General features: G+C 72.0%; 27 protein-coding genes. 14 read left to right on the top strand and 13 right to left on the bottom strand.

The window, feature by feature from the left end:
- Position 1: 1 nt before the first annotated feature.
- Entirely contained in the window at positions 2-385 is a 384-nt protein-coding gene (gene trxA / locus ACZ5NH_RS03095; RefSeq protein WP_468772724.1) for a thioredoxin, read from the top strand.
- 23 nt (positions 386-408) lie between these two features.
- Here the strand turns inward: trxA and ACZ5NH_RS03090 are convergent, their stop codons facing one another.
- The 3 genes from ACZ5NH_RS03090 to ACZ5NH_RS03080 all read right to left on the bottom strand — a co-directional run bounded on the left by ACZ5NH_RS03090 (position 409) and on the right by ACZ5NH_RS03080 (position 3802).
- Positions 409-1845: an aldehyde dehydrogenase family protein gene (locus ACZ5NH_RS03090; protein WP_468772722.1), complete on the bottom strand. Its 1437-nt coding sequence runs from the start codon at positions 1843-1845 to the stop codon at positions 409-411.
- A gap of 118 nt (positions 1846-1963) precedes the next feature.
- Positions 1964-2965 (bottom strand): LacI family DNA-binding transcriptional regulator, encoded by a 1002-nt coding sequence (locus tag ACZ5NH_RS03085; RefSeq protein WP_468772721.1) that lies wholly within the window; start codon positions 2963-2965, stop codon positions 1964-1966.
- A 156-nt stretch (positions 2966-3121) separates the two neighbouring features.
- On the bottom strand, positions 3122-3802 hold the full coding sequence (locus ACZ5NH_RS03080) for a TetR/AcrR family transcriptional regulator (RefSeq protein ID WP_451555587.1): 681 nt from the start codon (positions 3800-3802) through the stop codon (positions 3122-3124).
- 103 nt (positions 3803-3905) lie between these two features.
- On the opposite strand from ACZ5NH_RS03080, the gene ACZ5NH_RS03075 reads away from it, so the two are divergent.
- Positions 3906-4469: an NADPH-dependent FMN reductase gene (locus ACZ5NH_RS03075; protein WP_388633418.1), complete on the top strand. Its 564-nt coding sequence runs from the start codon at positions 3906-3908 to the stop codon at positions 4467-4469.
- Positions 4470-4620: 151 nt separating this feature from the next.
- On the opposite strand, the gene ACZ5NH_RS03070 is transcribed toward ACZ5NH_RS03075, so the two are convergent.
- Positions 4621-5616: an ArsR/SmtB family transcription factor gene (locus tag ACZ5NH_RS03070; RefSeq protein WP_468772718.1), complete on the bottom strand. Its 996-nt coding sequence runs from the start codon at positions 5614-5616 to the stop codon at positions 4621-4623.
- Positions 5617-5672: 56 nt separating this feature from the next.
- Between ACZ5NH_RS03070 and ACZ5NH_RS03065 the strand changes: the two genes are divergently transcribed.
- A complete protein-coding gene (locus tag ACZ5NH_RS03065; RefSeq protein ID WP_468772716.1) occupies positions 5673-6929 on the top strand; it encodes an MFS transporter in 1257 nt (418 codons plus the stop codon).
- A 35-nt stretch (positions 6930-6964) separates the two neighbouring features.
- The gene (locus tag ACZ5NH_RS03060) at positions 6965-8386 is read left to right on the top strand and encodes an amidase (protein WP_468772714.1); all 1422 of its coding nucleotides are present in this window, start codon (positions 6965-6967) and stop codon (positions 8384-8386) included.
- Positions 8387-8558: 172 nt separating this feature from the next.
- Here the strand turns inward: ACZ5NH_RS03060 and ACZ5NH_RS03055 are convergent, their stop codons facing one another.
- Positions 8559-8987 (bottom strand): hypothetical protein, encoded by a 429-nt coding sequence (locus ACZ5NH_RS03055; RefSeq protein WP_468772713.1) that lies wholly within the window; start codon positions 8985-8987, stop codon positions 8559-8561.
- Between the two features lie 83 nt (positions 8988-9070).
- Complete coding sequence (locus ACZ5NH_RS03050; protein ID WP_468772711.1) at positions 9071-9742, bottom strand: helix-turn-helix transcriptional regulator; 672 nt, start codon at positions 9740-9742, stop codon at positions 9071-9073.
- Between the two features lie 128 nt (positions 9743-9870).
- Here ACZ5NH_RS03050 and ACZ5NH_RS03045 point away from each other — a divergent pair, with 128 nt between their 5' ends.
- Positions 9871-10284 carry a cupin domain-containing protein gene (locus ACZ5NH_RS03045; protein WP_468772709.1) on the top strand — a complete coding sequence of 138 codons (414 nt, stop codon included), beginning with the start codon at positions 9871-9873 and terminating at the stop codon, positions 10282-10284.
- A 516-nt stretch (positions 10285-10800) separates the two neighbouring features.
- On the top strand, positions 10801-11247 hold the full coding sequence (locus tag ACZ5NH_RS03040; protein ID WP_451555596.1) for a type II toxin-antitoxin system PemK/MazF family toxin: 447 nt from the start codon (positions 10801-10803) through the stop codon (positions 11245-11247).
- On the opposite strand, the gene ACZ5NH_RS03035 is transcribed toward ACZ5NH_RS03040, so the two are convergent.
- Complete coding sequence (locus ACZ5NH_RS03035) at positions 11232-12107, bottom strand: TIGR02452 family protein (RefSeq protein WP_468772708.1); 876 nt, start codon at positions 12105-12107, stop codon at positions 11232-11234. The two genes, ACZ5NH_RS03040 and ACZ5NH_RS03035, sit on opposite strands and share 16 nt — an antisense overlap.
- A gap of 277 nt (positions 12108-12384) precedes the next feature.
- On the opposite strand from ACZ5NH_RS03035, the gene egtA reads away from it, so the two are divergent.
- Genes egtA through egtD form a run of 4 tightly spaced genes read left to right on the top strand, consistent with a single transcriptional unit; the run spans position 12385 to position 16830 of the window.
- A complete protein-coding gene (gene egtA, locus ACZ5NH_RS03030; protein ID WP_468772706.1) occupies positions 12385-13719 on the top strand; it encodes an ergothioneine biosynthesis glutamate--cysteine ligase EgtA in 1335 nt (444 codons plus the stop codon).
- Positions 13716-15053, top strand: coding sequence for an ergothioneine biosynthesis protein EgtB (gene egtB, locus ACZ5NH_RS03025; protein WP_468772704.1), 1338 nt, complete (start codon positions 13716-13718; stop codon positions 15051-15053). Before egtA ends, egtB begins: the two co-directional genes overlap by 4 nt.
- A complete protein-coding gene (gene egtC, locus ACZ5NH_RS03020; protein WP_468772702.1) occupies positions 15053-15874 on the top strand; it encodes an ergothioneine biosynthesis protein EgtC in 822 nt (273 codons plus the stop codon). Before egtB ends, egtC begins: the two co-directional genes overlap by 1 nt.
- Entirely contained in the window at positions 15871-16830 is a 960-nt protein-coding gene (gene egtD, locus ACZ5NH_RS03015; RefSeq protein ID WP_468772700.1) for an L-histidine N(alpha)-methyltransferase, read from the top strand. Before egtC ends, egtD begins: the two co-directional genes overlap by 4 nt.
- Positions 16831-16910: 80 nt before the next feature.
- Here egtD and fumC read toward each other — a convergent pair whose 3' ends face one another.
- Positions 16911-18392: a class II fumarate hydratase gene (gene fumC / locus ACZ5NH_RS03010; RefSeq protein ID WP_468772699.1), complete on the bottom strand. Its 1482-nt coding sequence runs from the start codon at positions 18390-18392 to the stop codon at positions 16911-16913.
- Entirely contained in the window at positions 18389-20062 is a 1674-nt protein-coding gene (locus ACZ5NH_RS03005; protein ID WP_468772697.1) for an NAD-dependent malic enzyme, read from the bottom strand. The genes fumC and ACZ5NH_RS03005 overlap by 4 nt, the downstream gene beginning before the upstream one ends.
- A gap of 212 nt (positions 20063-20274) precedes the next feature.
- Between ACZ5NH_RS03005 and ACZ5NH_RS03000 the strand changes: the two genes are divergently transcribed.
- On the top strand, positions 20275-20598 hold the full coding sequence (locus ACZ5NH_RS03000) for a hypothetical protein (RefSeq protein ID WP_468772696.1): 324 nt from the start codon (positions 20275-20277) through the stop codon (positions 20596-20598).
- A 64-nt stretch (positions 20599-20662) separates the two neighbouring features.
- Here ACZ5NH_RS03000 and ACZ5NH_RS02995 read toward each other — a convergent pair whose 3' ends face one another.
- A complete protein-coding gene (locus ACZ5NH_RS02995) occupies positions 20663-21247 on the bottom strand; it encodes a TetR/AcrR family transcriptional regulator (protein ID WP_468772694.1) in 585 nt (194 codons plus the stop codon).
- Positions 21248-21409: 162 nt separating this feature from the next.
- Between ACZ5NH_RS02995 and ACZ5NH_RS02990 the strand changes: the two genes are divergently transcribed.
- On the top strand, positions 21410-22369 hold the full coding sequence (locus ACZ5NH_RS02990; protein WP_468772692.1) for an SDR family NAD(P)-dependent oxidoreductase: 960 nt from the start codon (positions 21410-21412) through the stop codon (positions 22367-22369).
- 121 nt (positions 22370-22490) lie between these two features.
- A complete protein-coding gene (locus tag ACZ5NH_RS02985) occupies positions 22491-23255 on the top strand; it encodes an SDR family NAD(P)-dependent oxidoreductase (protein WP_468772691.1) in 765 nt (254 codons plus the stop codon).
- Between the two features lie 44 nt (positions 23256-23299).
- Here ACZ5NH_RS02985 and ACZ5NH_RS02980 read toward each other — a convergent pair whose 3' ends face one another.
- Both ACZ5NH_RS02980 and ACZ5NH_RS02975 read right to left on the bottom strand, forming a co-directional pair.
- Positions 23300-24352 carry an alpha/beta fold hydrolase gene (locus tag ACZ5NH_RS02980; protein ID WP_468772689.1) on the bottom strand — a complete coding sequence of 351 codons (1053 nt, stop codon included), beginning with the start codon at positions 24350-24352 and terminating at the stop codon, positions 23300-23302.
- A 140-nt stretch (positions 24353-24492) separates the two neighbouring features.
- Positions 24493-25746: an extracellular solute-binding protein gene (locus tag ACZ5NH_RS02975; RefSeq protein WP_468772688.1), complete on the bottom strand. Its 1254-nt coding sequence runs from the start codon at positions 25744-25746 to the stop codon at positions 24493-24495.
- 216 nt (positions 25747-25962) lie between these two features.
- Here ACZ5NH_RS02975 and ACZ5NH_RS02970 point away from each other — a divergent pair, with 216 nt between their 5' ends.
- Positions 25963-26178 (top strand): dodecin, encoded by a 216-nt coding sequence (locus ACZ5NH_RS02970; protein ID WP_388633379.1) that lies wholly within the window; start codon positions 25963-25965, stop codon positions 26176-26178.
- A 12-nt stretch (positions 26179-26190) separates the two neighbouring features.
- Here ACZ5NH_RS02970 and ACZ5NH_RS02965 read toward each other — a convergent pair whose 3' ends face one another.
- A complete protein-coding gene (locus ACZ5NH_RS02965) occupies positions 26191-26682 on the bottom strand; it encodes a phosphatase domain-containing protein (RefSeq protein WP_468772686.1) in 492 nt (163 codons plus the stop codon).
- Between the last annotated feature and the right edge of the window lie 106 nt (positions 26683-26788).

Below are 26788 nucleotides of genomic sequence, written 5' to 3'. Positions count from 1 at the left end.
CATGAGCAGCACCGTGGAGCTGACCAAGGACAACTTCGACCAGACGGTCACCGACAACGACTTCGTTCTGATCGACTTCTGGGCTGCCTGGTGCGGGCCGTGCCGCCAGTTCGCACCCGTGTACGAGAAGGCTGCCGAGGACAACCCGGACCTGATCTTCGGAAAGGTGGACACCGAGGCCCAGCCGGAGCTGGCCGCGGCCTTCGGCATCCAGTCGATCCCGACGCTGATGATCGTGCGGGACAAGGTCGCCGTCTACGCCCAGCCGGGCGCCCTGCCCGAGCCCGCGCTGACGGACCTCATCGGGCAGGCCCGGAAGCTGGACATGGACCAGGTCCGCAAGGACATCGCGGCCCAGGAGTCCCAGGGGGGCGCCGCCCAGTAGCCCCCGGAAGGGTATGGCCGCCCCTAGAAGGGGTACGGCGCCACGTCGCCGCGTACGGTCGTCCAGCGCAGCTCGGTGAAGGCGTCCAGGTTGGCCTCGCCGCCGAAGCGGGCGCCGGTGCCGGACGCGGCGACGCCGCCGAAGGGGGCCACCGCCTCGTCGTTCACGGTCTGGTCGTTGACGTGGACGATGCCGGTGGGGATCCGCTCGGCGAGGTCGAGGGCCCGGGCGGTGTCCCGGGTGACGATGCCGAGGGAGAGCCCGTACGGGGTGTCCGCGGCGAGCGCCGCCGCCTCGTCGGCGGTGGCGAAGGAGCGGACCGGCGCGACCGGGCCGAAGACCTCCTCGGCGTAGGCCGGGGTGTCGTCCCCCGCGTCGGCCAGCACGGTCGGCCGGTAGAAGAGCTGTTCATGGGTGCCGCCCGCGGCGAGTTTCGCGCCGCGGGCGGTGCTCGTGCGCACCAGGCCGTCGATCTTGGCGAGCTGTCCCGCGTCGATGACCGGACCGAGGTGGACCTGCTCGCGGTGCGGGTCGCCGACGGTCAGCGAGTCGGCCTTGGCGGCGAGCCGTTCGACGTACTCGTCGTAGAGCGAGGCGTGCACGAGATGACGGCCGGTCGTCATGCAGATCTCGCCCTGGTGGAAGAACGAGCCCCAGGCCGCGGTGGAGATCACGGCGTCGAGGTCGGCGTCCGCCAGCACGATCAGGGCCGAGTTCCCGCCGAGTTCGAGGTGGGCCCGCTTCAGGTGGCGGCCGGCCGCCTCGCCGACGGCGCGGCCCGCCGCCGTGGATCCGGTGAAGGAGATGACGGGGACGAGCGGGTCCTCCACCAGCGCCCGGCCCGTCTCCGCGCCGCCGGGCAGTACCTGCAGCAGGTTCTCGGGCAGGCCGGCTTCCGCGAAGACGGCGGCGAGGGCGAGGCCGCCGCAGACCGCGGTGCGCGGATCCGGCTTGAGGACCACCGCGTTGCCGAGCGCGAGGGCCGGCGCGACGGAGCGGATGGACAGGATCAGCGGCGCGTTGAACGGGGAGATCACACCCACCACCCCGACCGGGACCCGGCGCGTGTACGACAGCCGGGGGGCCTCGCTGGGCAGCACCTGCCCGGTCGGGCGGGAGGCGAGGGCGGCGGCCTCGTAGCACTCCTGGGCGGCCACGTGGAGTTCGAAGTCCGCCTTGCCCGGGATGGATCCGGACTCGCGCACGAGCCACTCACGCAAGTCGTCGGCGTGCTCGGTGAACAGGTCCCCCGCCCTGCGCAGCACCTGGGCCCGCTGGAAGTGGGGTGCGCGGGCCCAGGCGCCCTGGGCGGCCCGTGCGGCCCGTGCGGCGGCACCGACGTCCTCGGGGGCGGCGAGGGTGACGGTGCCGAGCGCATCGCCAGTGGCGGGCTCGGTGACGGTGTGGGCGGGTCCGGCAAGGCTGCGGTCCTGCCAGGTCTTCGGGTCGAGCAGCGGCATACGGCTCTCCGATCGATCGCCGGGCGGTAGGGAACTCCTGCCTCGACGCTACTTGGTTGAGCGCGAAACTACATCGTGACACGGAGATCCGGAAGCCGTGCTGCGGCCGGGGTCCGGGTCAGCTGGACTCGCGCGGCACCACCGTGGCGCCCAGGACCTTGTGCACCTCAGGCTCGCCGCCGGGGTCGCGGACCGCTCGGTCGACCAGTTCGGCGAGGTCGCGGCCCGAGGGAAGTTCGATGTGCACCGTGCTGAGGCGGGGCCGCAGCAGCCGGCCGAGCATCAGGTCGTCGGCGCCGATCACGGCCACGTCCTCGGGGATGCGCACACCCGTGTCCTGGAGGGCACGCATCAGGAGCATCGCGTACTCGTCGTTGTAGGCGAAGACCGCGTCCAGCGCCGACTCCCGCCAGCGCGCGGCCAGTTGTGCGGCCGATTCCTCCGTGAAGGCGAGCGGCAGCTCCGTGACGGCGGCGTCCGTGCCGCGCAGCGCCCGGCGCACACCGGCGAGCCGGGGCCGGGAGTAGGCCTCCAGACCGCACCCCTCGGGCACCACGACGCCGATCCGGCGCCGGCCCCGGGCGTACAGATGGGCGCCCGCGCCCTCGCCGACGGCGTCGTAGTCCATGAGCATGGCATGGGCGCCGTCGACACGTCCGGGGCCGAGGGTGACCACGGCCCGGGCACCGGAGCGCTTGAGGACGCCGACGCCCTGCGGCCCGAGTTCCGCGCCGGGCACCAGGACGGCGACCGGCCGCAACTCCGCCCAGGAGCGGGCGGCTTCGTCACCCTGGAGGCCGACGGTGCCGTACTGCACGACGGTGTAGTCGAGCCGGCCGAGCTCCCACTGCAGCTCGTTGAGGAATCCGCTGTAGAGCGGGCCCACCGGGATCGCCGGGGCGGGCATGAGGACCATACGGCTGTGTCCGGCACGCAGGCTGCGGGCGGCGGCGTGGGGGACGTACCCCAGCTCCCGCGCGGCCTCGCGCACGCGGCGGCGCGTCGGTTCGCTGATGCGTACGGCGCTGGTGTTGTTGAGGACGTAGGACACGGTCGCGCGCGAGACGCCCGCCAGGCGGGCCACATCGGCACTCGTGGGCGTGTTCGGTATCTGCACCATGACAGACCGCATCTTGGCAGAGGGCCGGGGGCCGGGATGAGGCGGGGCGACGTGGTTCACCGTTCGACTATCAGGTGGAGCGGCGCCGTGGCGAACATGTTCGTCACGATCTTGTTCGCGACGAACATGACCGAACCTGTTCGCCCAGACCGGCGCTCAGCGGGGCGGGCGGGTCCCCGTGACGCGGGCGACCAGGTCGATCCAGCCGGCCTCCAGGCGCTCCATGGGCATCCCGCACTGCCTGGTCTGGTGGTGGATCAAGGCCGGGTCGAGCGAGTTGAGCAGGGTCTGGGAGAGCAGTTCGCAGTCGGCGTCCGGCACGATCTGCCGCAGCAGCATCGTGACGTGCGTGCGCAGCGCGGTGACCGCCGGGTGGGAGAACCGGCGGGTCGGTTCCGTCTGGGCGGCCAGCTGCAGGTCGAGCTGCTCGACCGAGCGGTACAGCACGGCCACCCCGAACGCCCGCAGGCGGTCCAGGGGCAGCGCACCGGGCCCCAGCGGCGGCGGCCCGCCCAGGAAGTCGGCCTGCAGCTTCCGGTCCGAGTGGTCGAGCAGGGCCATCAGCAGTCCCGTACGGTCGCCGAAGCGGCGGAAGACCGTCCCCTTGCCCACCTGCGCCGCCGCCGCGACCGCCTCCATGGTGACCCCGGCCACCCCGTGTTCCGCGATCAGCCGCGCGGCGGCCTCCAGCAGCCGGGCCCGGTTGCGCGCCGCGTCGGCACGCAGGCACGGCTCCTCGGGCCCCATGCCGACCTCAAGCAACTGAGGCAGGTCAAGGGGCTCTTGAGGTGGCGGGAACGGCGGCAGAGCGCTGGGCATGAAGACAGCGTAAAGCATCGGGAACAAAACTGGACCGCGGTCCGGTTACGGTGGTATCAAAGATAAGCGGACCTCGGTCCGGATCGTAACGGCGATGTTTCAGCCCCTTGGAGTGTTCCCCATGTCTGTTCGCATCCTCGCGCTCGTCGGCAGCCTTCGTGCCGGTTCGACCAACCGCCAGCTCGCCGAGGCCGCTGTCAAGCTCGCTCCGGAGGGCGCCGAGGTCGTGGTGTTCGAGGGCCTGGCCGACGTGCCCTTCTACAACGAGGACATCGACGTCGAGGGCAGCGTGCCGGCCCAGGCCGCCAACCTGCGCGAGGCCGCGCAGGCCGCCGACGCCTTCCTGCTCTTCTCCCCCGAGTACAACGGCACCATCCCGGCCGTCCTCAAGAACGCCATCGACTGGCTGTCCCGCCCGTACGGCGCCGGCGCCTTCGGCGGCAAGCCCGTCGCCGTGATCGGCACCGCCTTCGGCCAGTACGGCGGCGTCTGGGCGCAGGACGAGGCCCGCAAGGCCGTGGGCATCGCCGGCGGCAAGGTGATCGAGGACATCAAGCTGTCCATCCCGGGCTCCCTGACCCGCTTCGCCGAGACCCACCCGGTCGACGACGCCGAGGTCGCCGCCCAGCTGACCGAGGTCGTCGCCCGTCTGCACGGCAACGTCGGCGAGGGCGCGGCCGCCTGAGCCGCACGCACCACCAAGGGGCCGGATCCGTCCGGCCCCTTGTCGCGTCCGCGCGGCTGGGCCGAGGCCGGCCAGTCCCTCCACCGCCGGGACCGCGAAGCACCCCTTCCACACGGAGGCCCCCACACCAGGTGCTGGAGCACGCTCGAAGTCAAAGGCGGACAGGAGACCCGCCCGACACCAGCCGCTCGGCCAGCGCGCTGCGCCGGTACAGCACCCGGCGGCCGTCTCGGGCGCGGGTCACCAGGCCCGTGGCGTCCAGTACGCGCAGGTGCTGGGAGACGGCGCTCGGGGTCACGCCCAGCCGGCGAGCCAGTTCCACCGTGGGCAGGGGTTCCGCGAGCAGTCGCAGCAAGGTGGTGCGGGGTGCGCCGAGCAGGGCGGTGAGCCCGGAGGCGTCGGGCGCGGGTTCCGGTTCCCACAGGGTGGCGGTGCCCCGGCCCGGATAGGCGAGCATCGGCGGCGCGTCGGCGCTGATCGGCGGCGCCGGCTTGTGCGCGAACACCGAGGGGACCAGCCGCAGGCCCCGCCCGGCGCCGTCGACCGCGTGCCGGCCGATCATCTTGTCGATGGTCAGGACGCCGTCCCCCCAGCCGAGGTTCGGATGCAGACCGGAGAACAGCGACCGCGCACCGCCGGTGGCCAGCAGGCCCGCCCGGTGCGTGATGTCGGCCTCCAGGAGGAGCCGGATCCGGGGCCAGTGGGGCTGCAGGGCCGTCTGCCAGTAGCGGTGCAGCAACGAGCAGAGGGCGTCGAGGAGTTCGAGGACGGGACCGTCACCGGGCGCGTCGGCCCGCCGCAGTACGCCGGGGAGCGGACGCGGGGCGTGCGCGGCGCGCAGGTCGCGCCGTACGACCTCCGGGGGCGTGGCCCGTACGACGGTCAGCTCCTCCTCCAGCGTGGGGGCGTAGCCGCTGGGCCGGGGTGTCAGGAAGTCGGGCAGGGCCAGGGTCGGACCGACCAGGGCCGCCAGCAGGGGCAGATCGGCGGGGTCGAGGGCGGCGAGCACGGTGCGGCGCCAGCCGCGGTGCAAGGGGTGCAGGGCGGGGGCGCGCAGGACGCGCAGGCTCTCCATCAGCTGGCCGATCGGTGAGATCGCGAACCGGGTGTCGGCGAGGTCGTCGACCCCGAGCCGGAACCTGATCATTTAGCCCCCGGCTACATCCTTCGCCAACCGTCCGCGCAGGGCGTGGACTTCGGTACATGACGGAACTCCACACCGGGCAGCGTACCCCGCGGCTCGTCGCGATGCTGGCGCTGGCCTGCGGGGTCGCGGTCGGCAACGTGTACTTCCCGCAGGCCGTGGCCCCGCTCGTGGCGGCGGGCTTCGGCGTCTCCCCCGGCACGGCGGCCGGGGTGGTGACGGCGACCCAGTTCGGGTACGCGGCCGGCATCTTCCTGCTCGTCCCGCTCGGCGACCGGCTGCCGCCGCGCTCATTGCTGGTCACCCTGCTCACCCTGACCGGCCTCGGCCTGTGCGCCGCTGCCGCCGCGCCCGCGCTGCCGCCGCTGCTCGTGGCGAGCGTGCTGGTCGGCGCGAGCACGGTGGTCGCCCCGCTGGCCGGTCCGCTGGCGGCCGGACTGGTCCCGCCGGAGCGGCGGGGCGTGGTCGGCGGCACGCTGCTGAGCGGGAGCCTCGCGGGCATGCTGCTGTCCCGCACGGCCGGCGGCGCCCTCGGCGACCGGCTCGGCTGGCGGGCGCCGTACGTCCTGGCGGCCCTGCTCACCCTCGCGGTGGCGCCGCTCCTCGCCCGCGCGCTCCCGGCCACGGCGGCGCCGTCCCGGCAGCACTACCCTCGGCTGCTTGCCGAGCCGGTCCGCCTCCTGTTCGCCGAACCGGCCCTGCGCCGCTCCTCCTTCTACCAGGCGACGGTGTTCGCCGGTTTCTCCGCCGTGTGGACCGGGGTGGCGCTGCTGCTGACGGGCCCGAGCTACGGGCTCGGCGCGGATGCGGTCGGACTGCTCGCGCTGGTCAACGCGGTGACCATGCTCGTCACGCCGGTCGCGGGCCGACTGGTGGACCGGCGCGGCGCCGACGCGGTGAACCTGGTCTGCTTCCTGCTGGTCCTGGCATCCGCGGCGGTCCTCGCCCTCGGCAGCCTCGGCGGCACCCCCGGCCTGCTGTCCCTGGTGGCGGGCACGCTGCTGCTGGACGTCGGCATGCAGTCCGGCATGGTCGCCAACCAGGTGCGCGTCTACGCCCTCGCCGCGGACGTCCGCAGCCGCCTCAACACCGCCTACATGACCTGCGCCTATCTGGGCGGCAGCCTCGGTTCCTGGCTCGGCTCCCGGGCGTACGCGGGGTTCGGCTGGTCCGGGGTGTGCGCTCTGGTCGCGCTGCTGACCGGGCTGGGCCTGGTGCGGCACCTGGGCGCACGGGCCGCTGGGCGGACGGCAGTCGCCCGACGCATCCGTGCGAAACCCGTACGGCCGTCCGGCTGTGACGTTACCGTTCGGTAGACATCGGTCCCGGAGTCTCCCGGAGGTGCCCGTCCATGACGCACGACCGTTCCGCCGGCCTCGCCGAGACCCGGCGGGCGCTGGCCGACGGGGAGGTGACCTCCCGCGCGCTGGTGGAACGCGCGCTGGCCCGGATCGAGGCCACGCAGGGGACCTTGAACGCCTTCCGGATCGTGCGGGCCGAGGCCGCGCTCGCCGAAGCGGACGCCGCCGACCGGGAGTTGGCCGCCGGGACACGGCGTCCGCTGCTCGGGGTGCCGGTGGCGGTCAAGGACGACATGGACGTGGCCGGTGAGCCGACCGCGTTCGGCTGCGCCGGCGAGTTCCCCGCGGTCGCCGAGGACGGGGAGGCGGTACGGCGGCTGCGTGCGGCCGGTGCCGTGATCGTCGGCAAGACCAACACGTGCGAGTTGGGGCAGTGGCCGTTCACCGAGGGACCCGCGTTCGGGGACACCCGCAACCCATGGCACAGCGCGCACACGCCCGGAGGGTCGTCGGGGGGCTCGGCCGCCGCTGTCGCCGCCGGACTCGTCCCCGCCGCGCTCGGCTCCGACGGCGCCGGCTCGGTGCGCATCCCGGCCGCGTGGACCGGTCTGATCGGCATCAAGCCGCAGCGTGGCCGGATCTCCACCTGGCCGCGCGGTGAGTCCTTCCAGGGCATCACGGTCAACGGCACCCTCGCCCGGACGGTCGCCGACGCGGCGCTGCTGCTGGACGCGGCGAGCGGCAACCACGACCGGGACCCGCACCGGCCGCCCCCGCTGACGGTGACGGACGCGGTCGGCCGGGACCCGGGCCGGCTGCGCATCGCGCTGTCCCTGAAGCCGCCGTTCACCGCCGTACCGGCGCGGCTGCATCCGGAGATCCGTGCCCGGGTCGTCGAACTCGCCGGGAAACTCGCCGAGTTGGGGCACGAGGTCGAGGAGGCCGACCCGCCGTACGGGCAGATCGGGCTGACCTTCGTGCCGCGCGCCACCGCCGGTATCGCCGAGCATGTCCGCGAGGCGCCCGACCCGGCGCTGCTCGACCCGCGCACCCGGGACGCGGCGCGACTCGGCCGGCTGCTCGGCGGGGCCCCGCTCAGGGCGGCCCGGCGTGCGGAGGCGGTGCTGCACCGGCGGATAGGCCGGTTCTTCGCGTCGTACGACGTGATCCTCGCGCCGACGACGGCCGCTCCCCCGCCGCGGATCGGCGCCCTGTACGGGCTGCGCGGGCTGGCCACGGACCGGGCGATGATCGCCGCCTGCCCCTACGCCTGGCCCTGGAACGTGCTGGGCTGGCCGGGCGTCAACGTGCCCGCCGGGTTCGTCGGTGACGGCCTGCCGGTGGGCGCGCAGCTGCTCGGGCCCGCGTACAGCGAACCCCTGCTGGTGTCCCTCGCCGCCCAGCTGGAGGCGGAGCTGCGCTGGCACGACCGGTGGCCACCGGAGGCCGCCTCGGCGACGCGGGCCGCGTGACGGCCGCTTCGGCCGTACCAGGGGTTCCGGCCCGCCCGTCCCCGCCCGACCGAGCGGCCGCCAGGGGTTCCCCGACACCCGGCCGCTCCCGACCGGCCGACCAGCCGACCAGCAGCCCAGCCATCCACCCGCTTCCGGCGCGGCGAGCCGGCCGTCGGGAATCGCGGTGCCGTCACACCGTGAGCAGGCCGACTCCCAGGGCGATCAGCGCGATGACCTTCAGGAGTTCGAGCCCCACGTACCAGAAGTGGCTGCGGGAGCGGGGCAGTTCCTCCCCCGCGAGGATCCGGTCGGACCGGCGGTTGAGGTAGGGCCGGACGGCGGCCAGCTGAGCGAGGAGCAGCACCGCGACGACCGCCGTCAGCGCCGTGATCCCGGCCGGGGCACCGCCCACGGCGATCGCGGCGATGACAACGACGGCCAGCACCGCCTCCACCGCGTTCAGCACACGGAAGACCAGCCGGCCTATGCCCAGGCCGACCGGGATGGTCACACCCGGTGCACGGAACTTCAGCGGGGCCTCCAGGAAGGAGATCGCCAGCACCATGCCGAGCCAGACGAAGGTGACCGCACTTGCGGTGGCGGCGGACGTGACGTTCATGTGCGGGGCCTTTCTTTGCCTGGGGCCGGCGGGTGACGTGCGTTGGAGTGTGGGGGGTGGGGGGAGCGCGGGGAGTGTGTGCGCTAGGCGGCCTTGGCTGCGGCCAAGTGAGCCACGCAGGAGTCGGGTTCGGCGAACGGCTCCAGGCCGGTGGCCGTCAGCGGGGCGTCCAGCCGGGCCAAAGCACCCTGCATCAGTCCGAGATGGAGCGGGCAGACCAACGTGCCGTGCTCTTCGGCCAGTTCGAGGAACGGGCAGTGCCGTAGCCGGATCCGCCGGGGCGGTCCGCCGGTCTCGTCCGCTTCCTCCGCGTGCGGCGCGAAGCCCAACTGGTCCAGCAAAGCGAGGAGTGCGGCCACCGAGCGGTCTGTCGTGGGCTCCTCGAACGGGGGCGGCGGCTGCACCAGGTGTGCACCCCACGCCCGGCCCGTCTCCATGGCCACCTCGCGCGCCGTCGCCGGGTCTGTGGTTGCCCACCGGCTGAGCAGGATGCGTGCGAGGAGCCGGTAGTCGCGCGTGCCACCGCGGTCCATGCCGGGGCGTGCGGTGTAGACGGTGCGCGGCCGGCCGGGTCCTGGGGACGGCTCGATCCGGCGCTCGACCAGACCCTCGGACACCAGGGTGTTCAGATGGAACCGCACCGTGTTCGGGTGGACGCCCATCCGCTCGGCCGTCTCCGTGACGCCGAGCGGCGAGGGGGCGGCGCGCAGTACGTCCAGTACCGCTCGACGGCGCGGGCTCTCCCGCGTGGTCATCTCCGGACCCCCTCCCCCACCTGCGCTCATTTTTCACGAACCCTACATGTATTAATTGTAGAGTGAGCAGGCGGGGTCCCAGTGGGTACCTGTTCGCAGGGAAACGGAAGAGTCGAGGGGAACACCACATGACGTCGCGCTCCGCGACCGACGCCGGGCCGGCCGGCCGTACCGCGCCCACCGCACGTGTGCTGTGGGACGCCCGGGCCCTGGCCGAGTCTCCGCCGCTGCCGGGCGGCGTGCTGTGGAAGCTGGCCGAGAGCGGGCGGCAGCTCGATGCCAACGTGGTCCGGCTCGCCCCGGGCGACCGGATCACGGCGCACACCGAGACACAGCTGGATGTGATGCTCCTGGTGGTGTCCGGGGACGGCGTGCTCGGCACGGGCACCGCCGACGAATCCCAGCCGCTCACCGAGGGCGCCCTGGCCTGGCTGCCGCACGGGGCACAGCGCAGCATCACCGCCGGCGAGGCGGGCCTGACCTATGTGACCGTGCATCAACGCCGCCCGGGAATGCGGATCAGCACCCGCCCGCGGCCCTGACCGGCCGCACCCCGCCTGCCTCGACAGCCGGCCCATCACGCCTCCGGCGACCCTGCGGCCTCGACCACCGACACCATGACGGCGCCGCGCGCCACGGCCCCAACCACCGGCACCATGACCGCCCACGCGCCACGGACCAATCACCCGCACCCATGACCGCCCGCACGCGCCACGGACCAACCACCCGCATCCCCGACCGCCCCGCGCGCCACGGTTCGATCACCCGCACCCTTGACCGCCCACGCGCCGCGGTTCGATCAGCCGCACCTTGACCGCCCGCACGCCACAGCCTCAAGCGCCGCCACATCACCGGCCCCGCGAGGCAAAATCCGCTCCACCGGTGCGCGACCGGCCGCACTCTCGCTCCTCAGCGGCACAACGCCCCGACAGCAGCCGCCCGTTGCCCTACGGAAGCCTCTCGCTGCTGGCGGCAGGCGCCCCTTGCCCTGCGGAAGCCCCTCACCGCCGGTGGCAGCCGCCCCTTGCCCCGTGCGAGCTTCCCACTAGGGTGCCTCCGTGACCACGTTTACCGATGAGAACGTCCCCGGCCGCTACGGCCCCCACGCGACCACCGAGGCGGACCCGCACGACGTCGGCCGGGTGCGCACCGAGTACTCCCCCGCACATGACGGCGACCCGGACCCCGGCGAAATCGTGTGGACCTGGGTGCCGTTCGAGGAGAACGACGGCCGGGGCAAGGACCGCCCGGTGCTGGTCGTCGCCCGGGAGGCGGCCGGCACCCTCCTCGCCGTACAGCTGTCCAGCAAGCGGCACGACGGCGACCGGGAATGGGTCGCGATCGGCAGCGGGCCGTGGGACCGGTCGGGCCGGGACTCATGGGTGGACGTGGACCGTGTCCTGCGGCTCCACGAGGACGGCATGCGCCGGGAGGCGTGCGCGCTGGACCGGATGCGCTTCAACCTGGTCCGGCAGCGGCTGCACGAGCGCTACGGCTGGACCTGACCGGCGTACGGCGCGTCGGTCCGGGACTCCGGGAACGCCCGGACGAACGCCTCACGCACCACGGTTCCCGGCGTCCGGTCCAGCACCCCGAAGACCACGTGCTCGAACGTGCGGGCGAACCGGCCGCCGGGGCCGAGCAAGGTGCGGAACGCGCCCGCGACCTGCACCGGGTCGTTCTGGAAGACGCCGCAGCCCCAGGCGCCGAGCACCAGCCGGCCGTAGCCGTGGGCGGCGGCCGTCTCCAGTACGCGCTCGGCCCGCCGCGCCAGGATGGTCTGCAGTTCACCGGCACGCTCGGCCGCCGTGCGCCGTACGACGCCCGCGTTCGGGGCGGCCGCGGTCAGGAAGCCCGCGAGGTACGGCTCGGCCAGCAGCCGGCCCCGGTCGTCACGGAACACCGGGACGCGGGGGCTGTGGATCACCCGGTCCGTGTAGAACGGGTCGCGGTGGGCGCGGTGATGGTCGTAGAACTCGCGCGCCTCCAGCAGGCAGGCGTACAGCGCGGAGGCGCGGCACAGGGCTTCCTCCTGGGCCTGCGCGCCGTTGAGATAGCCGCCGCCGGGATTGCGCGCGGAGGCGAAGTTCAGGACGGCGACCGGGGCGCCGGCCAGTCGGTGGGCGGCCTTCAGACTGCTCTCCCCGGTGACCTCGACAACGGTGTCCGCCGCGAGTTGCGAGCCGGCCCCCGCGTCACCCGGCCGCCGTAGGGAAACCGGCTCCGGACCGAACATCCGCGTACCGGCCCGCGCGGCCTCGGTCTGCGCGGCGATCGACACCTCTCGACCGTCCGGCGCGCGATACCGGCCCGCCGCCACGATCTGCTCGGTCTCGGCGGCGATACCGCGCAGGCGCGCGCTCATGGCGCCACCCCCGTGGGCGCCGTGTCCGCGGCCTGCGCGGTCTCCCCCGTCGTGCTCATGCACGCATCCTGGGTGATGCTGGTGATGCGGTGCAACGGAGTTTCCCGCCCCAGGAACGGTCCGGAGAACGCATACGGAAACGGAGATGACCGAACCGGAACGTCCCCAGGGGCACCCTTGTGCGAATCGGCGCGAGGGTCTTGGGTGGAACGAGTGCCTGCCCGGCCCGACGGTCGACCGGGCCGGAGGCATGGTGGAATCTCAGGAGGATCCCGACATGTCCGATTCTCAGAGTGACGGTGGCGACTGTACGGAGCATCGCACCGCCGTCACCGAAGCCGAGGTGGAGGCCCTGGTCCGGGGCATCTGCTTCAAGACCGGGCCGCCCCGCTCGCTCGGTGTCGAGCTGGAGTGGCTCATCCATGAGCTGCGGATGCCGCAGCTCCCCGTGACACCCGAACGACTCGAAGCGGTGTACGCCGCGCTGCGGGCCCTGCCCCTGCGGTCGCCGCTCACCGTGGAACCCGGCGGCCAGCTGGAGCTGAGCTCGCCGCCCGCCGCCTCCCTGATGGAGTGCATCGGCACCGTCTCCGCCGATCTGGACACCGTCCGCGCCGTCCTCGCCGAGGAAGGGCTCGGTCTGGTCGGCATCGGCCACGACCCCTGGCACACCCCCCGCCGGTTCCTGCACGAGCCGCGCTACGACGCGATGGAGACCTGCCTGGACCGCACCGGTCCGGCGGGCCGGCACATGATGTGCGCCTCCGCCTCCGTGCAGGTCTGCGTGGACGCCGGCCACGAGGAGCCGGGCCCGCTCGGGTACCGGCGCCGCTGGTGGCTGGCCCACCAGCTGGGGGCCGTCCTGGTGGCCGCGTTCGCCAACTCCCCGCTGCTCGGCCACGAGCGCACGGGCTGGATGTCCACCCGGCAGCTGATGTGGATGGAGATCGGTGCCGGGCGGGCGGGCGCTCCCCCGCTGGACGGCGAGCCGCGTGCCGCGTGGGCCCGGCATGTGCTCGACTCACCGGTGATGTGTGTGCGCCGGGACAACGGGCCGTGGCACGTGCCCGAGGGGCTCACCTTCCGGGAGTGGACCCGTTCCCGGTCACCCCGGCCGCCCACCCGGGCGGATCTGGAGTACCACCTGACCACGCTGTTCCCACCGGTCCGGCCGCGCGGCCACCTGGAGTTGCGGATGATCGACGCGCAGCCCGGCGACGACGGCTGGATCGTGCCCCTCGCGGTGACGGCGGCGCTGTTCGACGACCCGGCGGCCGCCGAGACGGCGTACCGCAGCGTCAAGCGCCTCGCGGAGCGGGGCCTGAACCTGCCCGCCCCGCACAACCCGCTGTGGACCGACGCGGCCCGCCTCGGCCTCGCCGACCCGGAGCTGCGCGAGGTCGCTGCCGTGTGTTTCGCGGCGGCGCTGCAGGCCCTGCCCCGGATCGGCGCCACCGCCGAGGTCACCGGCGCGGTGGCCGCGTACCTGGACCGCTATGTCGACCGGGGCCGCTGCCCGGCCGACGACCTGCTGGACCGCTCGGCGGGCAGGGGCCTGCGCGCGTCCCGGCCCGGCCGTACCGCCCATGGGAGGAAGGACATCCGCACATGACCGCCCCTGAGACCGACACCTCGACGACCGAGGTGGACACCGAGACGTTGCGCGCGCGGGTGCTGGCCTCCCTCACCACCGCACGGGACCGCACCACGCTGCTGACCACCTGCGTCGAGGAACCCGATCTCACCGCCCAGCACTCGCCGCTGATGTCCCCGCTGGTGTGGGACCTCGCGCACATCGGCAACCAGGAGGAGCTGTGGCTGCTCCGGGCGGTCGGCGGCCGGGACGCCATGCGGCCCGAGATCGACAGCCTGTACGACGCCTTCGGGCACCCGCGCGCCGAGCGGCCCTCGCTGCCGCTGCTGCCGCCCGCCGAGGCCCGCCGGTACGCGGCCGAGGTACGCGGCCGGGTCACGGACCTGCTGGCGGGCGCGGACTTCCACGGCACCCGGCTGACCGAGGCGGGGTTCGCCTTCGGAATGATCGCCCAGCACGAACAGCAGCACGACGAGACGATGCTGATCACCCATCAGCTCAGAAAGGGCTCGCAGGTCCTCACCGCCCCGGACCCGGAACCCGCCCCGCTGTTCACCGGACCGGCCGAAGTCCTCGTCCCCGGAGGCCCGTTCACGATGGGCACCTCGGCCGAGCCGTGGGCGCTGGACAACGAACGCCCGGCGCACGCCCGGGAGGTGGCGCCGTTCTGGATCGACACCACCCCGGTGACGAACGCGGCGTACCAGGCGTTCATCGAGGACGGCGGCTACGACACCGAGCGCTGGTGGACCCCGGAGGGCTGGGCCCACATCAAGCAGCACGCGATCAGCGCGCCACTGTTCTGGCGCCGGGACGGCGGCCGCTGGCTGCGGCGGCGCTTCGGCCTCACCGAGGCTGTCCCGCCCGACGAGCCGGTGCTGCACGTGTGCTGGTACGAGGCCGACGCCTACGCCCGCTGGGCCGGGCGGCGGCTGCCCACCGAGGCGGAGTGGGAGAAGGCCGCCCGGCACGACCCGGCCACCGGCCGCTCCATGCGCTACCCGTGGGGCGACGCGGACCCGGCACCGGAGCACGCCAACCTGGGCCAGCGGCACCTTCGGCCCGCGCCCGCCGGCAGCTACCCGGCCGGGGCATCACCGCTCGGCGTACGGCAGTTGATCGGTGACGTGTGGGAGTGGACGGCGAGCGACTTCCTGCCCTACCCGGGCTTCCGGGCCTTCCCGTACAAGGAGTACTCGGAGGTGTTCTTCGGCTCCGACCACAAGGTGCTGCGCGGCGGTTCCTTCGCCGTGGACCCGGTGGCCTGCCGGGGCACGTTCCGCAACTGGGACTACCCGATCCGGCGGCAGATCTTCTCCGGGTTCCGCACCGCGCGCTCGGAGGCCGTCTGATGTGCCGTCATCTGGCCTATGTGGGACCCGAGGAAACGCTCGGCCGACTGCTCCTGGAGCCGGAGCACAGCCTGGTTCGCCAGTCGTGGGCGCCCCGGCGGCAGCGCTACGGGACGGTCAACGCGGACGGCTTCGGGGTCGGCTGGTACGCCCAGGACGACCCTCTTCCGGCGCGCTACCGGCGGGCCGGGCCGGTCTGGGCGGACCTGTCCTTCGCCGACCTGGCCCGGGTGGTGCGCTCCGGCTGCGTACTCGCCGCCGTACGGGACGCGACGCTCGCGGGCGCCGACGCCGAGGCCGCAGCGGCGCCCTTCGCCTCGGGCCGGTGGCTGTTCAGCCACAACGGCGCCCTCGCGGGCTGGCCCGACTCGGTCGCCCCGCTGGTCTCCGCGCTGCCCCCGGTCGAGCTGCTGTCGCTGCAGGCCCGCACCGACTCGGCGTTCGTCTGGGCGCTGGTCCTGCACCGGCTGCGCTCGGGTGACGAGCCCGACCAGGCCCTCGGTGAAACGGTTCGCCAGCTGGCCGGGGCGGCCCCGGCCTCGCGGCTCAACCTGCTGCTGACGGACGGCGCGACGATCGCCGCCACCGCCTGGGGCGACACCCTCTGGTACCGCACGGATCCCGGCCTGAGCACGGTCGTCGCCTCCGAGCCCTACGACGACGACCCGCTCTGGCAGGAGGTTCCAGACCGCACCGTGCTCACCGCGAGCCGCGCCGGCGTGCTGCTCGCACCACTGGAGGATCCCGCGCCCGCGTCCTCCCCCACTCTCGACTCCGCTCGAGCGGGGGGACCCCCATCATCGAAGGAGCCCTGTACGTGAGCCCCCTGCACGTCACCCGCACCCTCCCCGAGGACGCGACGGACGCCGCGCTGCGCGCCGACGTCCTGCACGGCCTCACCGTCCAGCCCAAGTGGCTGCCGCCCAAGTGGTTCTACGACGCCCGCGGCAGCGAGCTGTTCGAGCAGATCACCGAACTGCCCGAGTACTACCCCACCCGCGCCGAGCGGGAGATCCTCGCCGGCCGGTCCGGCGAGATCGCCGCGGCGAGCGGTGCCCGCACGCTGATCGAACTCGGCTCGGGCTCCTCGGAGAAGACCCGCTTCCTCCTCGACGCGCTGGCGCCCGCGGCGTACGTCCCGGTCGACGTCAGCGAGAGCGCCCTCACCCAGGCCGGACAGGCGCTCGTCGAAGACCGTCCGGACCTCGACGTGCACGCGCTGATCGCCGACTTCACCGCCCCGATGGCCCTGCCCGCGACACCTGGTCCCCGGCTGGTGGCCTTCCTCGGCGGCACGATCGGCAATCTGCTGCCCGACGAACGCGCGAAGTTCCTGGCCTCCGTTCGCTCCCTGCTCGCCCCCGGCGACGGGCTGCTGCTCGGCACGGACCTGGTCAAGGACGAACGGGTGCTGGTCCGGGCGTACGACGACGCGGCCGGGGTGACGGCGGCGTTCAACAAGAACGTGCTGGCCGTGGTCGACCGGGAGCTGGGCGCCGACTTCGATCCGGACGCCTTCGACCACGTGGCCCTCTGGGACGCCGAGCACGAGTGGATCGAGATGCGGCTGCGCTCCCGTACCGCGCAGACCGTGAAGGTGCCCGCGCTGGACCTGGCCGTGGACTTCGCGGCGGGCGAGGAACTGCGCACCGAGGTGTCCGCGAAGTTCCGCAGGGAGGGTGTGACCGCCGAACTGGCGTCTGCGGGACTTGAGTTGAGTCACTGGTGGACGGACGCGCAGGGCCGCTTCGCGCTGTCGCTGAGTGTGGTGCGGTGAGTGTGGCCCGGTGAGTGCGGGGGTCGCCTGACTGTGCGCCGCGCCCGCGGCCACGGCGGCGGCCCCCGCAGTGTGTTGTCCTAGGCCTGACCGACCATGGCGGCGGGCCGGACGATGCGGTCGAAGTCCTCGGCGCTGATGTAGCCGGAGGCCAGTGCCGCCGCGCGCAGAGTGGTGTCCTCGTCGTCGGCCTTGTGGGCGATGGCGGAGGCCTTGTCGTAGCCGATCACGGGCGAAAGAGCCGTGACCAGCATGAGGGACCGGTCGACGTAAGCGTCGATCCGGTCCCGGTTGAGCTCGGTGCCCTCGATGCAGTACTCGCGCATCTTGGTGCAGGCGTCGGCGAGGATGGTGGCCGCGTGCAGGAAGTTGTTGATGATGACCGGTCGCATGGCATTGAGCTCGAAGTTGCCCTGTGTGCCGGCGAAGGCGACGGCCTCGTCCTCGGACAGCACCTGGATGCAGACCATGACCATCGCCTCGCACTGGGTCGGGTTGACCTTGCCCGGCATGATCGAGGAACCGGGCTCGTTGGCCGGCAGGACGAGTTCGTCGAGGCCGCAGCGGGGTCCGGAGGCCAGCCAGCGGATGTCGTTGGCGATCTTCATCAGTGGCACGGCCAGGGCCCGCAGCCCGGCGGAGGCGGCGACCATGGCGTCCAGGCCGCCCTGGGCCGCGAACTTGTTCCGCGCGGTGGTGAACGGGTAACCGGTCGCGTCGGCGATCTCGGCTGCGACCTGCTCGCCGAATCCGGGTGGGGCGTTGAGCCCCGTGCCGACCGCGGTGCCGCCCATGGCGAGCTCGTACAGGCCCTCGGCGGATGTGGTGACCCGGTCGACGGCTTGCTGCAACTGGTGGGAGTAACCCGACCATTCCTGCCCCACGGTGAGTGGGACGGCGTCCTCCAGGTGGGTGCGGCCGATCTTCACCACGTCCTGCCACTGCCGCGCCTTGGTCTCGATGGCGTGCTGCAGCGCCTTGACGCTGGGCAGCAGGTGCTCGTGGATCTCCTTGACAGCGGCGATGTGCATGGCGGTGGGGAAGGTGTCGTTGGAGGACTGCCCCATGTTGACGTGGTCGTTGGGGTGAACCGGGGACTTGCTGCCCAGTTCACCGCCGACCAGCTGGATCGCACGGTTGCTGATCACCTCGTTGGTGTTCATGTTGGACTGCGTACCGGACCCTGTCTGCCACACGTACAGCGGGAAGTGCTCGTCCAGTTCACCCGCGATGACCTCGTCGGCCACCCTCTGGATCAGCCCGGCCTTCCAGGCGGGGAGCCGCCTGGCGCGCCCGTTGACGGCGGCGGCGGCCTTCTTGACGTAGCCGTAGGCGTGATAGACGGCTTTCGGCATCCGGTCGTCCCCGATGGAGAAGTGGATCAGGGACCGTTGGGTCTGGGCGCCCCAGTAGCGGTCCGCGGGGACGTCGGTGGCTCCCATGGAGTCGGTCTCCCGCCGGGTGCCGGTCGCGTGCAGTCCGATGGGGACGTCGAGGAGCTTCGGGGCTTCGTCCGGACCCGCCGACCCGGTCCGGCCGGCGACGGGGTGGGGCGTGTTCATGCTGCGGCTCCGTCCGTGTAGACCGGCTGCCACATGGCCTCCCGGACAGCCTCCGCGATGTCGATCGGCTTGGAGGTGGCCACGCCGTCGTCGAGGGCCGCCTTGACCACCGCGGTCGCGGTGATGGCCGAGGACTCCCTGAGATCGTCCACGGGCGGCAGCAGGGAAGCGCCCGGCCCGGACGGGTCGACCTGGTCCGCCACCGCCTGTGCGGCCGCGAGCAGCATGCCGGCGGTCACCTGGGACGCACCCGACACGATCGTGCCCAGGCCCAGGCCCGGGTACAACAACGCGTTGTTGGCCTGTCCGATCCGATACGTCACGCCCTCGTATTCCACGGGCTCGACGGGAATGCCGGTCGCGACGAGCGCCTTCCCCCTGGACCAGGCGATGACATCGGCGGGCATGGCCTCGATCCGGGAGGTGGGATTGGAGATCGGGAAGACGACCGGCCGCTCGGTGCCCTCGGACATGGCCTCGACGACCTCGCGGGTGAACGCGCCGTGCGCGGTCGAAGTGCCCAGCAGGATCGTCGGCTTGACCCGGCGAACCGTTTCCAGCAGTGAGATCGCGCCCTCGTCCCTCGCCCAGTCCGCGGCCTCGGCCGGATCCCGCGCGTAGGGCTGCTGGAAGTCGCGCAGGTCGGACATGTCCCGGGTGAGCAGCCCCTGCTTGTCGACGAGCCATACCTGAGCGGCGGCCCGCTCCGGATCCGCGCCGTCGCGGACCATCGCGTCGCGCAGCTGGTCGGCGATGCCCACCCCGGCTGTCCCGGCACCGAAGACGACCAGCTTCTGGTCCCGCATCCGCACGCCACTGACTTTGACGGCGGACAGGGCGGCGGCCAGCGTGATGGCTCCGGTGCCCTGCATGTCGTCGTTGAAGATCCGGTAGCGGCCGCCGTACTGCTCCAGGATCCGCCGCGCGTTGCTGGGCCCGAAGTCCTCGAAGTGCAGGAGCGCGCCGGGGAACGCGGACGATGCCGTCTCCAGGTATCTCTCGATGAAGGCGTCGTAGTCGGCGCCGCGGACGCGTGGGTGCCGGTTGCCCAGGTACAGCGGGTCCTCCCGCAGCGCTGTGCGATCCGTGCCCACGTCCAGCGACACGGGTACGACCCGGCGCGGGTCGATGCCGGCGGCCGCGGTGTACACCGCGAGTTTGCCGACCGAGATCTGGATCCCGCCCACGCCCCAGTCGCCGATGCCCAGGATCTCCTCCGCATCGCTGCACACGATCAGATCGACGTCCTCGGGCCCGAGTTCGAGCGTGGCGAAGGCCTTCTCCATGTCGTCGGGCCGGTCGATGGACAGAAAGAGTCCGCGCGGGCGCCGGTACTCGTGGGAGTACTTCTCGATCGCTTCGCCCACGGTGGGGTCGTAGACGATCGGCAGCAGCTCGACGAGGTGCTCGGTGAGGAGCTTGAAGTACAGGGTTTCGTTGCGGTCGTGCAGTTGTTCCAGATACACGTTCTTGGCGAGGTCGCTGCCCTGAACCTGCATCTGCTGGTAGGCGCGCTGGGCCTGCCGCTCGAGCGTGAGGACTCCCGACGGCAGGCGCCCGGTGAGGCCGAGGGCGTCGCGTTCCTCGGGGGTGAAGGCCACGCCACGATTGCGCAGCGGATCGACGAGGACGCCGGGGGTGGCCGGGGTCCGCGCGTGGCTCTCGGTCATGAAATTCTCCCTCTGTGCGAACGCCGGGGACGGCTCTGCCCGGGGAGACTGCGCGGACACCTCATGTCACGCGGGAGTACGGCCTTGATCTGCATCTGTGCTGGCCGGACCGGCCCCGGGGCCCGGCGGGAATGTGGAGGTTCGAGGCTGGCGTCCCCGTGGAGGCGGTCACTCGTCGAAGCTCGCTCGGCGGGCCGGCCACGCACGACGCGGTGACTGCCTCGTCGGTGCCGGAGTACGCATTCAGGCTAACGGTCGGCCGACGGGCCGCGCGAGTTGACGAGTGCGGCGTCGGGCGCGCGGTCTGCGGTCGCCTCGGCGCCAAGGCCGTCCTGGAGGGCCTGGGCGGCCGGTCGTCCCGCTTGTTCCGGTCCGGCATCCAGCGGCAGGCCGGGCCCTCGACCACGCCGCTGGTGCCGACGCCGGCGCACGGTCATCGGCTCGCGATCAACTGCCTGATACGGCCCGAGTGCCTGCCGGGCCCGCAGGCCGCCGCTCGTCACCGCCCCGGCCGGAACGGCGTGGCCGGCGGCTGAGCGCCGACCGTCTGCCGCTGCTCCATGCACACGGGACCGGAGTCACGAGGCGCGGCACCTCGCGTCAGTTCTTCACGATGCCGTACAGGAGCAGGTCGATGAGTCTGGTGGCCAGTTCGCGCTGTTCCTCACCGGTGGCCATGAGACTGATCCCACCCAGGGCCATCAGCACGTCGCGGGCGTCGACCCCCGACCGTGCCGCCGACCGCCCCTCCACGGCAGAGAGCAGGTGGGCGATGGCGTCGGCGAGCAGGGCCCGGGTGTGCAGCTTCTCACTGTCGTCGGTGAGCACCACGGCCAGCGCGTCGGCCATGCCCTCCTTGGCGATCATGAAGTCGATGAAGCGCTCCATCCAGGTCCGCAGTGCGTCCACCGGCGGCTCCGTGGCCGTGAGCTGCTGTGCCGCCTCGCACAGCCGCTGCACCTCCTGGCGGTAGATCGCCTCGATCAGGAGCTCCTTGGACGGGAACCGGCGGTACAGAGTGCCGACGCCGACTCCGGCGGCGCGGGCGATGTCCTTGACCGAGGCGCTCGCTCCGTCACGGGCGAAGGCGGCCGCGGCCGCCTCCAGCAGCCGGTCCTCATTTCGTTGCGCGTCGGCGCGCAGCGGCCTGCGCTGCGCCGCCGAGCCCCCCTCGATGCCGGTCACTGCCGCCTCCCTTTCTCACCACACTTGCAAGCGGAACTGGTTCCGCTTACTCTCGAAGGCGTAACCGGAACCCGTTCCGGATTTGAGGGTACGACGCCCCGTGTCTCCGCGCCACCGCGCGTGCGCTCGCCTCCCGATCCCACCGTCTTCTTGGAGAGCCTCATGACCCACGACCTCGTCACGACCCCGTTCGGTGCGCAGACGACCGCCTCCGAGGTGCTGGCCGGCGTCGACCTCGGCGGCCGGCGTGTCATCGTCACCGGAGGAGCCTCCGGCATCGGACGGGAGACCGCGCGAGTCCTGGCCGCTGCCGGTGCCGACGTGACCATCGGTGTCCGTGCCCCGGCCACGGGCGCACAGGTCGCCGAGGAGATCGCACCGGCAAGCGGCCCGGGGACGGTGCGCGCCGCGCAGCTCGACCTCGCCGACCAGGCCTCGGTGCGGGCCTTTGTCGAGGCATGGCGGGGCCCCCTGCACATCCTGGTCCTCAACGCCGGCGTGATGGCCTCGCCGCTGGAGCGGACGAGGGAGGGCTGGGAAATGCAGCTCGCCACCAACCACCTCGGCCACTTCGCTCTCGCCACCGGCCTGCACAGCGCCCTGGCAGCGGCCCACGGCGCACGCGTGGTCGCCGTCAGCTCGGTCGGCCACGTCAACGGCGACGTACTGTTCGACGACATCAACTTCGAACAGCGCCCCTACGACCCGTGGGCGGCCTACAGCCAGTCCAAGACCGCCAACGTCCTGTTCGCGGTCGAGGCGGCCCGCCGCTGGGCGTCCGACCTGATCGCCGTCAACGCCCTCAACCCGGGCCGCATCACCAGCACCCGGCTCGGCCGCCACATCGGGGACATCTCGAACAGCCCGACCTCGTTCGACCCCGCCAGCACCGACGTGTCCTGGAAGAACATCGAGCAGGGCGCCGCGACCTCGGTGCTGCTCGCCGCCTCCCCGCTCGCCGAGGGCGTCACCGGCCGGTACTTCGAGGACTGCAACGAGGCCGGCCCGCACCGGCCGGGTGTGCGCCGCGGAGTTGCCGCCCATGCCGTGGACCCGCACCACGCGGCCCGCTTGTGGCAGGTCTCCCTCGACATGCTCGCCGACTCCGCCACGACCGCCTGACGACGACGTCACACCCCGAGCCGTCACGGACCCGAACCTGCCGTTCCGCGCAGTCACCGGCCCTGATCCATCCCGTTCAATCTCGAACTCGACAATCTCGATCCGTATTTAGGAGACAGTCATGTCCGCACGTCTGCAGAACACCGTTGCCCTGGTGACCGGCGCCAGCAGCGGCATCGGCGAGGCGACCGCCCTGAGCCTGGCCGCCGAGGGCGCCGCCGTCGCGGTGGTCGCCCGGCGCCGTGACCGACTGGAGGAACTGGCCGAGAAGATCCGCGCCGAGGGCGGGGCGGCGTTCGTGGTGGAAGCCGACATCACCGAGCAGGAACTGGCGACGGCGGCCGTGGAGCGTGTGGTGGCTGAACTCGGTCGCCTGGACATCCTCGTCAACAACGCGGGTGTGGGCATGGCCGGACCGGTTCTGAACGCGCCGGCTCAGGAATGGGAGCGCATGCTGACGGTGAATCTCCACGGCCTGCTCCATGTCACCCACGCGGCATTGCCGCACCTGTTGAGGGCGGCGGAGGACTCGCCCCGCCGAGTCGCCGACCTGGTCAACATCAGCTCCACCGCAGGGCGTGTGGCCCGGCCGGGCACGGCCGTCTACAGCATGACGAAGTTCGGCGTGAACGGGTTCACCGAGGCCCTGCGCCAGGAGGTCATGCGGCAGCGACTGCGCGTGAGCGTGGTCGAACCGGGCACGGTGGACACCGAGTTCGTCACGCACTCGCGGGACGAGATCAGGGCGTCCCTGGACCAGCAGCTGGCCGGGATGGAGATGCTGCGTCCCCAGGACATCGCGGACACCGTTGCGTTCGTCGTCACTCGCAACCGCCGGGTCTCCGTCAACGAGGTCCTCGTCCGCGCTTCCGAGCAGACCTGGTGAGCGCCGCCCACCCTGCGTGCGCGCGCCGGGTACCAGCAGCGCGGTCAGAACCCGTCGACTTCCACGACAGCCGCCGCGAAGGCCTGCGGGGCCTCCTGAGGAACGTTGTGCCCTGCGTTCAGTGTCCGGTGCGCGTATGCGCCTGCGAACCTCTTGCGATAAGACGATCCGTTCCCCGGAGGAGTGAAGGGATCGTGTGCTCCGTCGATGGTGATCGTCGGCACCTTGATGACCGGCGCGGCGGCGAGGCGTTTTTCCAGACCGGCGTACCGCGGCTCGCCCTTCGCGAGACCGAGCCGCCAGCGGTAGTTGTCGATGACGATATCGACGTAATCGGGGTTGCTGAAAGCGGCTGCCGTTCGTTCGAAGGTGGCCTCGTCGAAATTCCAGGTCGGAGAGTTGAACTTCCAGACCTGTCTGGCCAGATCACGCCGATATTCCTGGAGACCGAGCACACCCCTTTCGGTGGCGAAGTAGTACTGGTACCACCACGCCCATTCACTCTTCGGGGGCGACGGCATCTTGTTCGCTTCGACGTTCACGATCAGATAGCCGGTCACAGAGACCAGTGCTTTGCAGCGCTCGGGCCAGAGGGCCGCGATGATGTCACCGGTCCGCGATCCCCAGTCGTATCCGGCGAGGATGGCCTTCTCGATCCTGAGGGCGTCCATGAGGGCGATGATGTCGACGGCGAATGCCGACTGTTGGGCCTTCCTGGGTGTGGCGCCGGAAAGGAACCGCGTCGTTCCGTGGCCGCGCAGATAAGGGACGATGACCCTGTATCCCTTGGCGGCGAGCAACGGCGTGACCTCGACGTAGCTGTGAATGTCGTAGGGCCAACCATGCATGAGCACGACCGCTTGGCCGTTCGCGGGCCCGGCTTCGACGTACCCCACATTCAACTGCCCGGCATTGATCTGCTTCACCGGCCCGAAGGATGTCCGCGTCGCAGGACCATCCGCGGGATGAGCCACACGTTCTCCCGATGCGGGCTGCGCCTGCGCACCACCACTCATGTCGAACTGGGCCGCCATGGCAGCCGCGGCTGCGGCACCGAGAAAGTGACGACGGCTGTGCGCCGACCCAGGAATGACCATCGCTGAACCTCCTTGTGCCGGGCACGTATACGTCCGGAGGACTTTTATGTGAGGGCTTCGGACTACGTCACCCTTTCGCCATGCAACACCCATCTGAGTGACGACGCAACAGCGGAAAGTAATGCACGCAATACGGTGACTCACACCTCCGGCGCGAGTTCCTCGGTGATCTTCGCGGAGGCCCGGCGGGCCTCCGTGGCCGGGTCCGCACCCCGGAGCACCCGGGACATGTACTCCTTGATCGGGTTGTCGGCCTCGACGTCGGCCCACTGAGGGGTGCTGGGGGTCGCCCGGCCGTGTGCCGCACCCGCGGCCATGGCGGCGACCCCCTCCTCGCCCGCGACCGCGCTCGCCAGCGTGGTCTTGTTGGGCACGTAGTTCATCGTGCGGGCGAGTTCCGTGTCCCACTTGGCACCGACGAGCGCCCCGACGACGGCGGTCGCCGCGAACTGGTCCTTGGTGCCCGAGGGGACGACGAGGTCGGAGCCGCCGGTGAAGACGGTGCAGGGCCGTGCGGCGGTCTTCCCAGGCACCGGAAAGAAGCCCAGCTTGGTCTGCAGATCCGGGTTCTGCCGCACGATCGACTGCGCCAGCCCCGGTACGGCGATGATCTGCGCCACCCTGCCGTCGGCGAACACCCCTGCCTGGGGCGGGTGTTCCTCGTCCGCGTCCGCGGGGCCCCGCCCCAACGCCTGCAGCCGCCGGTAGAAGTCCATGCCGCGCAGCGCGGCCGGGGTGCCGAGCGCACCCTCCCACCGGTAGTCCTTCAGCCGGGCGAGGTCGCCGCCCTCGTCCCAGATGAACCCCGAGAGCGTGTACCAGTCCTGTCCGGCCAGGTAAATACCCTGGTTGCCCGCGGAGTCGAGCTTCTCGGTGTCGGCGAGCCACTCCTCGCGGGTCCTCGGCGGGCGGGTGATGCCGGCCGCCTCGAACAGGTCCTTGCGGTAGATGACGACGCGGTTGGCGGCGTACCAGGGGATGCCGTACTGCGCGTTGGCGTCCTCGCCGGGCCCGGCGAGGGCGGGCAGCCACTGGTCCTTGCCCCAGTCGCGCATCGACTCCAGCGTGAGGTCGGCGAGCTTGCCGCCGTCGGCGTACAGCGGCACCTGGGTGTTGCCGACCTCGATGACATCGGGCCCGTCCCCGGAGTCGTCCTTGAGCGCCGCGCGGACCTTGTCGACGATGCCGGTCCATTGCTGGATGCGGATGTCCAGGCGCAGGTCCTTGTGGCTGCGCTCGAAGTCGGCCGTGAAGCGCCGCAGGAACGCGTCCGAGGCGCTGTCCTTCATCAGCCACACGGTGACGGTCTTGCGCTCGTGCTCGCCGGGGAGCATCCCGCAGGCGCTCAGGAAAGAACCGGTGACACACACGAGGGCGAGCAGACGACGTCTCACGAGGGGTCCTGTTCTGTCTGGCGGGAATGCGGACAGGCGTGGGGGCCCGACGTGGGGGGACGAGCGGCACCGCTCGCACGGGTGTGCTGGATTTTGGTATGGACCAATACGGAGGGTCAAGGGGGCACCGGCTACCCGCGTAGGTCCCGGACACCGTGCGGGCGGGGCGGGGATGGGGCACGGTGGAGTACGGCGTGACACGAGAGGAGCACCCTCATGACGAATCACACCTACCGGGTCACCGAGATCGTCGGCACGTCGCACGAAGGCATCGACCAGGCCATCCGCAACGGCATCGCCCGCGCCGACCAGACCCTGCGCAATCTGGACTGGTTCGAGATCACCGAGGTCCGCGGCCAGATCGAGAACGGGCGGATCGAGCACTACCAGGTGGGACTGAAGGTCGGCTTCCGCATCGAGGACGCGGGCTGACGCCGGCCGGCGTCAGGTGCGGCCCTCCCGCTCCTGAGCCTCCTGGAGTGCCGCGGACTTCGCGGCCCAGCGGGCACGCACGACGGTGAACCCGGCGCGCTCGGCGTCGTCGCAGACCATTTCGTCGTCGTCCACGAGGACACGGATCTCGCGGTCCTGGGCGAGCCGGCGCAGGATCTCCAGCTTGGTGAACCGGGCGGGCCTGCGGTCGGCGTTGCTGCGCATGTACACGCGCCCCTCGGGAAGCCCATGGGCCGCGAGCCAGTCCAGCGTGTCGCGCCGGCACCGCTCGGGACGGCCGGTGAGATACAGGACCTCGCACTCGCGGGCGCTCTCCAGGGCGAGCGCGATGCCCTCGGCGAGGGGCGGGTCCGCGGGCGCGGCGGCGAAGAACGCGGCCCAGTTCTTCGGCCGTGTCTCCAGGAAGTGCTGCCGGTGCGCCGTGTCGGCCAAAGTGTTGTCGAGGTCATACACGGCGAGCGGACGCCTGGTGCTGTCGGTCACGGGGCCACCTTAGACCTCGTCTCATTTGGTGAGTCTGCGGTAGCAGATGAGGCTGCAGGCGATGGCGGTGAAGGCCATGAAGTGTTCGGCTTTGCGCTCGTAGCGG

The organism is Streptomyces sp. NPDC031426, assembly GCF_055581585.1.
Note: the sequence above shows the minus strand (reverse complement) of the source record. Positions and strands in the feature narration are given on the sequence as shown.